At 52.0% G+C, this 12,359-nt stretch carries 11 protein-coding genes; 6 read left to right on the top strand and 5 right to left on the bottom strand.

Annotated elements, in window-relative coordinates:
• Positions 1 to 238 precede the first annotated feature (238 nt).
• The 3 genes from ACFQ03_RS04025 (at position 239) to ACFQ03_RS04015 (ending at position 3,263) form a co-directional block, all read left to right on the top strand.
• Positions 239 to 1,063: a sulfite exporter TauE/SafE family protein gene (locus tag ACFQ03_RS04025; protein ID WP_379286235.1), complete on the top strand. Its 825-nt coding sequence runs from the start codon at positions 239 to 241 to the stop codon at positions 1,061 to 1,063.
• A 101-nt stretch (positions 1,064 to 1,164) separates the two neighbouring features.
• Entirely contained in the window at positions 1,165 to 2,025 is an 861-nt protein-coding gene (locus ACFQ03_RS04020) for an inositol monophosphatase family protein (RefSeq protein WP_144934515.1), read from the top strand.
• Positions 2,026 to 2,432: 407 nt separating this feature from the next.
• Positions 2,433 to 3,263, top strand: coding sequence for an alpha/beta hydrolase family protein (locus ACFQ03_RS04015; protein WP_144934517.1), 831 nt, complete (start codon positions 2,433 to 2,435; stop codon positions 3,261 to 3,263).
• A gap of 91 nt (positions 3,264 to 3,354) precedes the next feature.
• Here the strand turns inward: ACFQ03_RS04015 and ACFQ03_RS04010 are convergent, their stop codons facing one another.
• Positions 3,355 to 4,392: a DUF3895 domain-containing protein gene (locus ACFQ03_RS04010; RefSeq protein WP_379286232.1), complete on the bottom strand. Its 1,038-nt coding sequence runs from the start codon at positions 4,390 to 4,392 to the stop codon at positions 3,355 to 3,357.
• Between the two features lie 255 nt (positions 4,393 to 4,647).
• Between ACFQ03_RS04010 and ACFQ03_RS04005 the strand changes: the two genes are divergently transcribed.
• Entirely contained in the window at positions 4,648 to 6,597 is a 1,950-nt protein-coding gene (locus ACFQ03_RS04005) for an electron transport protein (RefSeq protein WP_379286230.1), read from the top strand.
• 94 nt (positions 6,598 to 6,691) lie between these two features.
• Complete coding sequence (locus ACFQ03_RS04000; RefSeq protein WP_379286228.1) at positions 6,692 to 7,828, top strand: zinc-dependent alcohol dehydrogenase; 1,137 nt, start codon at positions 6,692 to 6,694, stop codon at positions 7,826 to 7,828.
• 65 nt (positions 7,829 to 7,893) lie between these two features.
• Here the strand turns inward: ACFQ03_RS04000 and ACFQ03_RS03995 are convergent, their stop codons facing one another.
• Both ACFQ03_RS03995 and ACFQ03_RS03990 read right to left on the bottom strand, forming a co-directional pair.
• Entirely contained in the window at positions 7,894 to 9,348 is a 1,455-nt protein-coding gene (locus tag ACFQ03_RS03995) for an FMN-binding glutamate synthase family protein (protein WP_379286226.1), read from the bottom strand.
• Positions 9,349 to 9,374: 26 nt separating this feature from the next.
• The gene (locus tag ACFQ03_RS03990; RefSeq protein WP_379286224.1) at positions 9,375 to 9,632 is read right to left on the bottom strand and encodes a hypothetical protein; all 258 of its coding nucleotides are present in this window, start codon (positions 9,630 to 9,632) and stop codon (positions 9,375 to 9,377) included.
• 165 nt (positions 9,633 to 9,797) lie between these two features.
• On the opposite strand from ACFQ03_RS03990, the gene ACFQ03_RS03985 reads away from it, so the two are divergent.
• Positions 9,798 to 10,250 carry a DUF2243 domain-containing protein gene (locus ACFQ03_RS03985; protein WP_379286222.1) on the top strand — a complete coding sequence of 151 codons (453 nt, stop codon included), beginning with the start codon at positions 9,798 to 9,800 and terminating at the stop codon, positions 10,248 to 10,250.
• A gap of 47 nt (positions 10,251 to 10,297) precedes the next feature.
• Here ACFQ03_RS03985 and ACFQ03_RS03980 read toward each other — a convergent pair whose 3' ends face one another.
• Together ACFQ03_RS03980 and ACFQ03_RS03975 are read right to left on the bottom strand one after the other, a co-directional pair.
• The gene (locus ACFQ03_RS03980; RefSeq protein ID WP_379286220.1) at positions 10,298 to 11,803 is read right to left on the bottom strand and encodes a PH domain-containing protein; all 1,506 of its coding nucleotides are present in this window, start codon (positions 11,801 to 11,803) and stop codon (positions 10,298 to 10,300) included.
• Positions 11,800 to 12,294: a PH domain-containing protein gene (locus ACFQ03_RS03975; protein ID WP_379286218.1), complete on the bottom strand. Its 495-nt coding sequence runs from the start codon at positions 12,292 to 12,294 to the stop codon at positions 11,800 to 11,802. The genes ACFQ03_RS03980 and ACFQ03_RS03975 overlap by 4 nt, the downstream gene beginning before the upstream one ends.
• Positions 12,295 to 12,359: the final 65 nt, after the last annotated feature.

The following is a 12,359-nucleotide window of genomic DNA, read 5'->3' as shown; positions in this document are numbered from 1 at the left end:
ATCCTGCAAAGTACCTCAAGGAAACAGAAAATAAGTATTGTATGTTAATTGGTCAGTCGTAGTTTTTTTTTCCATTGGACATTATTGGATAGTATCTTTCGCGGAAATTAGAGCGCTCACATAGATCGTTATCTCCTCCCGAATTAGTCGTTCCCCTTACTTTGCCGCATAAGGACAGTTATGGTAAGATGGTTGCTGAACTTAAGGTAAACCCGAACAGAAAGAAGGCGGAAACTTGTTGGCGTTTCTTCTAATGCTTGTGATCGGGATGGTTTCTGCCACCTTCGGAAGTATTGTAGGATTAGGCGGCGGAATTATCATCGTTCCCGCTCTTATAAGTATAGCCCCGATGCTGCTGGGACAAGAAATTTCGGCGCAAGTCGCTGTAGGCACTTCTCTTGCCGTGCTCATCCTGACGGCCTTGACCTCGACATTGACTTATGCCAAACGAAGAAGAATAGATTTTCGCAGCGGCTGGCTTTATTTCGCATCCAGCGGTCCCGCGGCCATGCTGGGCGCAGCCTTGACGGGAAGCCTTGACCAGAATGTTTTTCAACTAGCCTTTGGCGGATTTATGCTGTTCATGGCGCTTCTGCTGATTGCAAGAGATCATTTGAAGCCTTTTGATTTCCGATGGAAGGTTCGCAGGGAATTTACCGACGCTGCGGGCCAAACCTATGTATACGGATATTCCGTTGTTCCGGCCCTGATCACCGGCTTCGTCGTGGGATTGACTTCCGGCCTGTTCGGTATCGGAGGCGGTTCTTTATTCGTTCCTATTATGGTACTGCTTTTTGGTTATCCGCCTCATATAGCCGCAGCCACTTCGATGTTTGTCATTCTGCTGAGTGCCGTACTGGGCAGTGTAACTCATGTGATATTCGGGGAGGTAGATTGGGTCAGTTTTGCCGCTCTTGCTCCCGGAGCTTTAATCGGCGGCTGGCTGGGTGCCATAGTGGCTTCCCGATTAAGCGGCAACCGGTTGCTTTGGCTGCTGAGAATGACCTTGATTGTATTGGCCGCCCGGATGATTTGGATGGGGGCTAGCGGAATTTGGCTCTAATCCGGATAGCTGGATGAAATGTCGTAGAAATGATACTGTATTATGGAATATACTAAAATATATACACAGAATCAGGATTAATATAGAAAGAGTTGATAAAGTTGAATACTCAGGACAGGGAAGTGTACACGGTAGGCAGTAAGAGCTTTACCGCGGTCGCTGTCAATACGGCCGCCAAGGCGGGAGAATGGATCAAGAGCAAGCTCGGCTCTCATACCAAGCTCGCTATGAAGACTTCCTCGCACGATTTGGTTACCGAAGTGGACAAGGGCAGCGAAGCGCTTATTCGCAATTTAATTATGACTCACTTTCCGCATCATTCGTTCCTGGGAGAGGAAGGGGTCGAGCCTGGAGCGGAGGCATCCGCCGAAGCATTGGAAGCTCACCGGGATACCGAATATTTATGGATTGTCGATCCGATAGACGGTACAACGAATTTTATCCACGGCTTCCCGTTCTTCTCGGTATCTATAGCGCTGGCTTACAAGGGAGAGCCTATTGTAGGGGTGGTCTATGATCCGTCCCGGGACGAGCTGTTCGTTGCGGAGAAGGGCAAAGGCGCTTATCTGAGAGGCCAAAGGATAGAAGTTTCCGGGGAAACACGGCTGTCCGACAGCTTGATCGGGACAGGCTTCCCGGCAGATCGCAGCGCCCTGCCCGTTAATTTGACAGGCTTGCAGGCTATCACTCCGCAGGTAAGAAATGTGCGGACGGCCGGATCGGCAGCCCTTCATCTGGCGTATGTGGCCGCCGGAAGACTGTCGGGCTTCTGGGAAATCGGTTTGAACGCCTGGGACATGGCTGCGGGAGCCCTGCTGGTGCAGGAGGCCGGAGGGAAAATAACGGATACGTATGGCACGCCTTATAGTTTATCCGTTCGCAACGTTCTCGCGAGTAACGGTAAAATTCATGACGAATTCAGAGAAACCCTGAAGCAGGCAGATGCTTTGGGATACAGCTAGGAGGAGGGGCGTCTAGCCCCCTCTTGCTTTCTCAGCCGAGAGAGACGGAATAGCGAAACTGGAATCAGCCCGAACCAGCTAACCGTCCATCCCCCCCATAGACAGTGCGTTTACGCTGACATAATACATCCGGAGATTCTCCGAAAAGTAGATAAGTCGGGTAGAGTCCTTTATTTGCATGAATAATCGTACAGATGGACAGACAAGCCCTGTAGAAGGGTCGCCTCTGTATGAAATATCGTACAAACTTCTCCGAGTTATTTTTCGGCTCCCCGATGTTTGCTATTGATTTTCTTGCACAGGGGTGCTATCTTTTTTATATATTAAACCAAGCAAGCGCATCGGAATAATTTATGATAAAGGATCGGATTCAGGGGGACTTTAGCAAAATTAGGGGAGGACGAAGGATGGAACGTCATTTTACGATGAATTGGAACCATGAACAACTGGCTGCTACGATCCATTATCCGGAGATGGACAATGCCGAGAAGGGGGCGGATCACTGCCGCTGGCCGCTGGTCATTATTTGCCATGGCTTCATCGGCAACCGGATCGGGACGGACCGGCTGTTCGTCAAGACAGCGCGCCGGCTTAGCCGTCAGGGCTTCATGGTCATCCGCTTTGATTATGTCGGGTGCGGGGAGAGCAGCGGTGAATATGGGGCACAGGGCCTGAATCATCTGGTCGAGCAAACCCGCAGAGCAATCGATTACGGATTGGAGATCGATTGCATTGATCCCGAGAGGGTGATTCTGCTCGGTCACAGCTTGGGCGGGGCGGTCGCCGTTCTGACCGCTGCCAAGGACAAACGGGTGAAGTCCCTCGTGCTCTGGGCCGCCGTGGCAAATCCGTTAAGCGATATTGTACGTATCGTGGGAGATTCGGTCTATGAACAGGCGGTTAAATCCGGGCAGGCTGATTACAGCGGATACCGCCTGACGGCGGGCTTCTTCGAATCCATGACCGGCCAGCATCCGTTTCAGGAAGCCGGCAAGTTCAATGGCGATGTTCTGGTCGTTCACGGCTCGGCCGATGAGGACGTGCCGGTAGACTATTGCTTCCTGTATCAGAAAATGTTCTGGCTGCGGTCGCTCGGCCAATGCGACAAGGAAGTTATACTGCAGGCGAACCATACCTTCTCTTCCTCGGAGCATACTGCCCAGCTGCTTAAGATAACGACGGATTGGCTGCATTCTATTAATAAACGGCGTGAAGAATGGAACGACTGGATGATTTAGAAGGGTAGGGACTGCCGGAGGATGTACCGGATTAACGAGGACAGAGAATGCCGGCCGCCCGGCCTTGAAGCCGGGTGCGGCGGCACAATATTCATAAAGAGTCGCCTTCCGGGTCCGTTAATTCGTATAAACGGTCCTCGTGATCCCGGGAGACAAGCCGGCAAATCCCCTCCTCGGCCATTATGCGGTCGATGTACATAGAGACCAAAGGATAGATATGCGGCTTTTCCGTAATATATCGGCTGTCATCCGCATGATGATGCTGAATTAATAGTTCGGACAGGACGCGTGCGGAGCGGATTCCCTGCAATAGGTAGTGGCGAACCGCCGCTTGAAGAGAGGAGCTCAGTCCGGGCACCGGATAAGTGTGGTCCGCCGGCCGATCAGGGACGGTCTGAGGCTGCTCCATATCGAACAAATCGAAGGAAAGCTGTGGATCGTCATCATCCGTATTCAAGCTTAGGGTGGGTTGGCTTGCAGCATGGAGCGCGTCCATTGCCGGCAAAGCATGTCCGGCCGGTTCGAAGGTCGAGGGCGGCCGGCTGTCGCGAAATTTCCTGAGGCTTTCCTGCAGCCTGGCCACCTGCCTGTCCAGAAGCGGCAGCCCAAGCTCGAGATGGCCGGCGATATCCTTCGGAACTTCGAAGCCGTCTGGAAGAGGCAGAGTAAAATAATCGGAGAGCTGCCAGCCGTCACGATATTTCACCAGTATTTCGAACTGTTCCTGATCAAGGACATCGAAGCCTTTTATAATTTGACTGACTATTTTGGCATCGATTAATGTATGCTCCTCCAAGTGCTTGATGCCCAGCTTGAGCACCCTGCCGTCCTTCTTATTTTCCACATGATGCTGGTACCTAAGGGAAGCGCCGCATTCGCATTTTAAATCCGTGCTGCGCACCCCGGCATCTATATATCCTACGTAAATCCAGTCCTCCAGAAGATGCTCTATTTCCTCGTAAGTGGCTGTTTCCGGTATGCGGGCTCCTTTTCTGGCCGCCATATGCCGGGCGAACACCGTTCTTCGGCTGCGTTTTAACGTATCCGCCAAAAATACTCTCTGCTCCTCGGACAATTGATTCAGAATCGAATCCCGTTCCTCCATCGTTAACGAATAAACTGCATTCATAGATTCCTCCCCCTCTAAACCAGTATAGCCTTCAGAAGGGGATGCTTGTCCAGTGTTTCTCCATGCGTCTGAAGAATGAAGCGTGAAAATGACCACCATAGCTGGGGGGACATCCCCGACCGCAAAGCCATTTCTTCTCCGCTGCAGCCGTTAATTCTCCCGTTTGCCATCAACCGGATGATTATGAGCCCCCCGGGAAAACCTATACTACGGATGGCATTAACCCAGTAAGAGAGTGACAATGAGGAGTCTTATATGAAAAGGAAACGATGGTTGGTTGTAGGACTGCCTGTTCTACTATTAAGTGCGGCATATGTCGTTCTGTTCTGGTGGGAACCCGAATATGCCTACGTTCCTCCGGCAAGCCAAGTCATGAATCCCCCATCGGATGCCCGGATGAAGGGGGAGGGAGGACAGGAATATGATTTATGGGGCCAGACCATAACGAAACGGGAAGGCGGTACGATGCTGGCAGATACTGCCATGCTCTCCTCCGGGAACGGGGCCATTGCGATTGATGAGGCCTTGCTGAAGCTCGGGAGGAAAGCCATGTACAAGGAAACCTTCGGCAATGAAGTTTTTCTGACGGACATTGTTGGCATTGTGGACGGACCGCTGACGATCAGAAATATGGCCAAGGCCATTATGCAGCTTAAGGGACAGGGAACATCAAATTTAAGGGTGGAATTGGCGGAGGATGTGGCCATCGGAGACAAGGTTTATAAGAAGGGCGAGATGATCGATACGGGAATCGATGTGCCCAAGGGAGCTTACGCCCCATTGGGCATGCCGGTGAAATTTTCGCAAGGCCGGTTGAAGGTAGGGATCAGCTGCATGGCTTGCCACGCTACCGTCGACCGGGAGACGAAGCACGTCATCGAAGGAGCACCGAACTCCGATCTCAATGCAGGTCTTGTTCTGGCCTTGGCTACTAACACCAGCGTCTATTTCACACATACCGACGTCGAGAACGTCGCCAAATTTATCAAGGATTTGAACCGGACCGTTCCGACATCGGACAATCATACGGCGGTTCTGCCCGACCCTGCGGCGCTGGAGAAGGCGGTGGACGAAAATTTGGCCAAATGGCCGCCGGGCAATTTCGATTCAACAATCGATATGGCCAGCAACCCTTCCCAGATTCCGGATTCCTTCACCAAGGGCGGCCATCCCTACGGGTGGAGCGGGTTTGCTGCGGCAGGCCCTTTCCACGGGCTGAGTGCGTTCAGCAATAATGTTCATGCTCAGAACTCGGATTCCCTGGCACAGGTGGAAGCGAGCCCGGAATTGTTCGGTCTGGACAAGGAGGTTTATCTGGGAATTCTTCTGCAGAATTCGGCCAATCCCCGATATCGCTACGATCCCCGAAGCGGCTTGAAGCCTTCGGAGTTTTTGGCCAAGGTGGACCCGACTCCGGGGGTGCCGGGGGTCAACGAAATGATCAAACCCCCTTCCTTCCCCAATTTGACCCTGATGGCCCCGGATGGATTATTCATCAGCTCGCGCGGCTTTAAGGTAGGGGAACAGGTTAACGGGATGGCGGCATTCCAGAATACATTAGTTCCCCCTGAGCGCCGGGAGAAGACGAAAGCCGATGTATTGGAATTGGGAAGGACCGTTTTCCAACGGGCGCAGTGCATTTCCTGTCATTCCGGAGAAGCCTTCACCAACAACCGCGTGATTTCGTCTGCGGTCATCGGTACGGAGCCTTCCCGGGCCAAGGCGCTTAAGAAAACGGAGAGATTGTTCGGACCGACCACGATGTTTGCCCCGGATACCCCGGTTCCGGTTCCGCGCGGGGCGAAGGTGCTTGAAGTTCCCACGGGCCATCTCGATCCGGAGCAAATGAAGCTGGCCTTTGCCTGGGGGGAGTCCCCGGGAGGATATAAGGTTAAGGGGCTGATCGGGCTTCGCTGGACGGCCCCGTATCTGCATGACGGAGGGGTAGCAGTTGGCCCGGACCTTGCGCAGGTGGGGATTCCCGGCACCTTCATGCAGGGGGTGGAACCGGATCCGGCCAATAGCTTACGCGCGCTGATCGATAAGAAGCTGAGGCAGCAAGTCATCGCGGCCAACGAGCAGTCGCAGACGCTGAAGGAGGTGCATGTGGCTGGTATCGGGCATGAGCATTGGGTGGATTCAACCACCGGATTTACTAAAGAGCAGCAGGACGCCTTGATTGAATACCTACTCTCGTTAAAATAACCGGTCCGGTGAAAAACCGGGCCCGCAAATTTGGGGCTGAATGATTGCAGGCTGTTTTGTACACCCAAGATTACAGGAAAAGAGGGATTTCCCGTTGAAAGCAGTCACCTATCAAGGAATTAAGGACGTTCAGGTCAAGGAAGTGCAGGAGCCCCGGATCGAGAAGAGCGATGATGTAATCGTACGAATAACCAGTTCGGCGATTTGCGGCTCCGATCTGCATCTGATTCACGGAATGATACCGAATCTGCCCGCCGATTATATTATCGGGCATGAACCGATGGGAGTTGTCGAGGAAGTCGGGCCAGACGTAACGAAGGTGAAGAAGGGGGATCGCGTCATCATTCCCTTCACCGTTGCTTGCGGGCAATGCTTCTATTGCACCAACAACCTGGAAAGCCAGTGCGATAATTCCAATCCGCATGGGGAGGCGGGAGGCTTCTTCGGCTACTCGGAAACATACGGCGGCTATGCCGGCGGACAAGCGGAGCTGCTGCGGGTTCCGTTCGCCAACTTTACGGCCTTCAAGGTTCCGGAAGATTGTGAGCTGGAGGACGAGAAGCTGCTGTTTCTATCGGATATTCTCCCTACGGCATATTGGGGAGTGGACGATTCCGGAGTCAAGCAGGGGGATACGGTTATTGTGCTGGGGTGCGGCCCGGTCGGGCTGCTGGCGCAGAAGATCGCCTGGCTCAAAGGGGCGGAGAGAGTCATAGCGGTCGATTATATCGGCTACCGGCTGGAGCATGCGAAGCGTACGAACCGGGTGGAAATCGTCAATTTCGAAGAGGAAGACAACATTGGCAGCCATCTGAAGGAAATGACCGGCGGCGGGGCGGATGTCGTCATTGATTGTGTCGGGATGGACGGCAAGATGACGTTCCTCGAAATCGTTGAATCGGCCTTGAAGCTTCAGGGCGGGGCTATGGGGGCCATCCAGATTGCCAGCCAGGCGGTCCGTAAAGGCGGGACCATCCAACTGGTCGGAGTTTACGGCATGCGTTATAATGCTTTTCCGCTAGGCGATCTGTTCAGTCGAAATGTTACGTTGAAAATGGGGCAGGCGCCGGTCATTCACTATATGCCGGAGCTGTACCGGTTAATTACAGAAGGTCGGCTGGACCCGACGGATATTATTACCCATCGGCTGCCCCTGCTGGAAGCCAAGCAAGGATATGAAATATTCGATACCAAATCGGATAACTGCATCAAGGTAATCTTAAAGCCGTAGTCATATAAAAGGGACCGTCCCTGTCAGGGGCGGTCCCTTAATCGATACCGATGATTTCCCGCAAGCTAATGCAGAGGATTTGCCTCGCCGGCCGGCGGCTGATCCCCTGTATCGGCTATACGCTCGGTCATGCCTGGCATTACCGGAAGGAAAGGCTCCAGCCCGGAGAAAAATTGTGCCTGTTCCTCATGAGAGACCAGCCCAAGCTCCACGCCGGTTGCCTTGGCTATAAACGGATCGAGTGTGCACAGGTCGGCTGCCGTCACATCCGCCAAGCTTGTCTTGCCAAGAGAGTAGCATGCAAGCTCCATCTCCCGTACGGCCGCATTGAGGAAGTTGACCAAAGTTTCGGTGCTCCGTTCCGGGTCCAACTGATCCGTCATTTTCGCATTGTAGACAACCAGGCTTGTAGGGGGCTCGAAAGGCACCGACTTCGTCATCTGGTCGCTGATCAGGGCCATGATAACGGCCGTTCCCATATAGACGGCATCGGCTCCCAAAGCGATTGCTTTCAGACAATCCCCGGGAGTGACCAGCCCTCCGGTTGCAATAAGGCTGACATCCCCGGTCCTGCCCTTGCGTGCAAGAAACTTGGAGGCCCTCGTAATGGCATACAGGGTGGGCAGTCCCACATCGTCCTCCAGTATAGGGGCGGCAGCATGGGTTCCGCCTTCGGCACCGTCCAGCGTTACGAAATCGACCCCGGCTTCCAGAGCGATTTGCAGCTCTTCCTCCAGAAAGTGGGTGGCCGCTATTTTCAGACCTACCGGGACCCCGGTCTCTTCCCTCAGCTTCTTGACAAGGGAAATAAACTGCTCCTTCGTGTCTATGCCCGGCAGACGGGAATGAATGACCGCATCTTTCCCTTCCGGGATGCCGTATACCTCGCGAAATTCGACGCCTATATTTTTGGCGGCCGTCCGCTGCGGGCTGGACCCTTGGGCCCCCTGGCCCAACTGGATCTCAATGGCATCCATTCGGCTATACTTATCCGGCGTATTCAACCAGCCTCCGCGATTGTATTGGCCGATGAGAAGGGAAGCGGCTTCTCTCTCTTCCTCGAGCAGCCCGGCTTCCCCCGTATTGGTCGCCGTACCGATTTTGGTAGCGGCGCGGGCAAGCGCGATTTTGGCGGTTTTGCTCAGCGCTCCTCCATAAGACATGGCTGCAATCATGATGGGGATGGAGATCGTGAGCGGTTTCCGCGCTTTCTTGCCGATGGTAACGGAGGTATTGATCTGAACGTCTTCCGGAGTCGGGAATCGATGCAGATGAACGGGATTAAACAGCAGCTTCTCCCAAGGCGAGAAGCGGATATGGCTTCCGAGAGGTCTTGCGGGAGGCAGCCCCGATTTGGAACGCATCATAATCTCCATCAAGGAAACAGCACCGACCTTCTTGGTGGAAGGAACCATCTCGAACAGGTTCTCGGTATACTGATCCCTCGCGATTCTCTCAATCGCTTTATCCACGCTTTCATTGACGGCGCTTCTAATGATATTACTTACCCATTTGAACATGTTCAGCTCTCCTGTTATTGTCCGTTCTATTGCTGCATGCCGTTCTTCAGCTCTTCCACCCGTTGGGCCAGGGACAGGCATATTTGCTTGACCTCGCCCAATTGACGGGCGGCATTCTGTTCCTCAATGGCGATCTGGTTCAGCCGGTCGTCCCCGAAATTCGTCAAATCCTTGAAGTGCCGGGTCTCGATCGTTGATAAAGTACCCGCAATCGTTTGCAGGCGTTGCAGCTCGTGATGGACATATTCGAGCGAATCGTTAAACGAGTTGTCATGAGTATCCATATCGGTTCCAGTCCTTTCTTCATTAGAAATAGCGGCTTGATTTTACTATTCTGATTAACCTTTCCATTATTTATTCAGAAGGAGTTTTAGTTTTGGAGTAGATTGCCCCAAGCCGGGCAGGCTATTAACGACAAATTTCCATGCAGAAAGGAAGAGTGGCCGGACGTGCGTAACTATACTTTCACCGGGGCGTTCTTATTGGGAATCGGAATGGTCGGGATGCTGGACGGGATCATTTTTCACCAAATTTTGCAGTGGCACAGCACTTTTATGCATACAGACCGCTTTCATCAAATCGTCAGTGACGGCATATTTCATTTGATCGTGACGATCATCCTGTTTATCGGGGCCGTCCTGTTGTGGAAAAGCGATCCGCAGGACAACGGTCATAGGCCGGAAATATTCTGGGGCGGGCTTCTTGTTGGAGGGGGACTGTTTAATCTCGCTGAAGGACTAGTCAATCATCATATTCTGGGGGTCCATCATGTCAAGGCCGGTCCCTACCAGTTATATTACGACTTATCGTTCGATGCGGCCGCTTTGCTGATTCTGTTAAGCGGGGTGGTACAGATAAGAAGACAGCGAACGGTGAAGGGGGAACCCGGGGAGGCCAAATAGAGGTTGATCGTCAATACGATTTATCCGTCCGGCGATAAACCTCTTAATCATTCCACCTTGATGTCATTTTGGCGTCCCCCATACCAATGGTAGAACGATCGGGCGGCCTCCAACGGCACATCAGTCACACTGGCGTGATGAACCGGTTTGGCCCGATTAATGGTTTCGATAGACGCGAGGCCCATCCATTTTTGAAATAGGCTCCGGGTTATATGGACTTCTATGACCTTCTCCCGTTTGGACACGAATAAATTGGTAGCCAGACTTCCGGTTTTAAACTGGATGAAGTGATCCTTCAGCAGATACCGCGTGTTGAAGAAATCCAGCAATCTGGACATAACGACAAGAATAAGCAGAGCTATGGATAGCATCCACCAGGCCTGCTCCATTTTCCAAACGGTCGGTTTGAAATAAAACAGGGCAGCCGTTGCCAAGATCCAGATCCAGCTTGGCCGCAGCATGCGCATCCACAACGATTTGGCCGGAAGGCGGAGCATGTTCTGCGAAACCTCGTAGCCCGGTAAAATTTCCGATACCATTTCATAGGCCCGACGGACCGGCAGATAGGGATAGAGGGAATTGCCCCCTAGCTCTTCATTACCGGCACTGCCTGCACTGATCAGTTTCACTTCGGCCAGCCCGAGCCATCTTTTCATCAAGGATTGCGAGATTATGACGGCCTGTACCCTTTCTTTTGAAATGGAAAAGGCGGTTTCATCCAGCACACCCTTGGATATATAAATGCGATCTTGATCGGAAGAAATTTGATATTTCCCATATTTAAGAAAGGTCCTGACAATTCCGAAAGCGGTAGAAGCAACGGCGAGGACAATGATGATGATCGTTATCATCCACCAGGAGCTCAGGATACTCTTAAATAATCCCTCGGCTTGTTTTTCCACATGAAAAATATCATCGATTTTGGAATACAAAGACCCGAGAATCGGAATGAGGACCAGGAAGCTTAAGGAAGTAAAGGATGCCTTAATAATGTCCTTCCTCGTCGGCTCGAAATGGATGCTCCGATTCGATATCTGCCGGGGTAATGCCGTTTGGCAAGCAGCCTGCTCCAAATCGCCGCCATTCAAATGCTCCGCTCTTCCCTCCCGGTCGGCGCCTGCTATTTTCGCTTCCATCCGATCGGCTTCCGCTGGGGAAATCACTTCGAATTTAACCGCTGCATCATCACCGGCCATTCCGGTTTCGAAGTGAATGGAGGTTACTTTAAATAGTCGATGGAACAGCGAAGTATGACGGTGGACGTTTTGAATTTTGGCGAAAGGAACGGTTTGCTCCGTTTTGTTGAAAACCCCTTTGTACAGATGAAAGGAAACGTCATCCAGCACATATTTATGGGTGAACCATTTCAGTACGATGGAAATAAGCGAAATTCCGAAAACCAGCAAAAAAATAAGCCTGCCATAGATAATAAAGTACGAATCCGAGCCGGCTTTAATCACGAATAAAAAGAGGGCGATAAAACCGGAATTTCTGATCAGCTTCCAAAGGTCGAAAAGGATAAGAAGCGGATGGTATCGCTTGGCTCCAGTCATTGTTCCACTTCCTTAAGCTTTGCATATTGAGCGATCTGATTCCTTAAGTCGATAGCGTCCTGTTTCGGAAGAGCCGGTATGGAATGGGTGGAACCCATCGTTTCAATGGAAACGGAGCAGAGTCCGTATTTTCTGAGCAACGGCCCCTGATTGGTGGCCACCGCTTGAATCTTGGTCATCGGGACAAGCTGATGCTTCTCGAATAATACCCCTGATTTTAACTGCAAAAATTCCTCGCTGACATCGTAACGCCAGTTTTTATAAAGCAGGAACGGGCTGATGAAAGACCAAATCGCTACCGGCACATAGATTGCGGTAATACCGATCAGAATCCAGCCAATCCACTCTTTCCAGGAAAATCGAGCGTCCAGATAAAATAAGACCCCGAGGATAATGAGTACGATCAGGTTAGATAAGATTTCGCGAATGATCCATACCTTGACCGCATCTCTGGATAAACGTTGCTCGGGCACATTCAATTGAGAATACATACATTCACCGCCTGTATTTGCAAACTCCGTATTTTAATATATCATCTTTTCACGCCGCTTCGTAA

Source organism: Paenibacillus residui, from assembly GCF_042677205.1.
Lineage (GTDB): Bacteria > Bacillota > Bacilli > Paenibacillales > NBRC-103111 > Paenibacillus_L > Paenibacillus_L residui.
The sequence above is the reverse complement of the archived record's forward strand: the minus strand, read 5'-3'. Positions and strand labels throughout refer to the sequence as shown.

Coding starts and splice junctions, on each gene's coding strand:
- ACFQ03_RS03990 (WP_379286224.1), bottom strand. CDS start 9,632: ATGGATACTCATGACAACTCGTTTAACGATTCGCTCGAATATGTCCAT.
- ACFQ03_RS03980 (WP_379286220.1), bottom strand. CDS start 11,803: ATGACTGGAGCCAAGCGATACCATCCGCTTCTTATCCTTTTCGACCTT.
- ACFQ03_RS04015 (WP_144934517.1), top strand. CDS start 2,433: ATGGAACGTCATTTTACGATGAATTGGAACCATGAACAACTGGCTGCT.
- ACFQ03_RS04010 (WP_379286232.1), bottom strand. CDS start 4,392: ATGAATGCAGTTTATTCGTTAACGATGGAGGAACGGGATTCGATTCTG.
- ACFQ03_RS04005 (WP_379286230.1), top strand. CDS start 4,648: ATGAAAAGGAAACGATGGTTGGTTGTAGGACTGCCTGTTCTACTATTA.
- ACFQ03_RS03995 (WP_379286226.1), bottom strand. CDS start 9,348: ATGTTCAAATGGGTAAGTAATATCATTAGAAGCGCCGTCAATGAAAGC.
- ACFQ03_RS03975 (WP_379286218.1), bottom strand. CDS start 12,294: ATGTATTCTCAATTGAATGTGCCCGAGCAACGTTTATCCAGAGATGCG.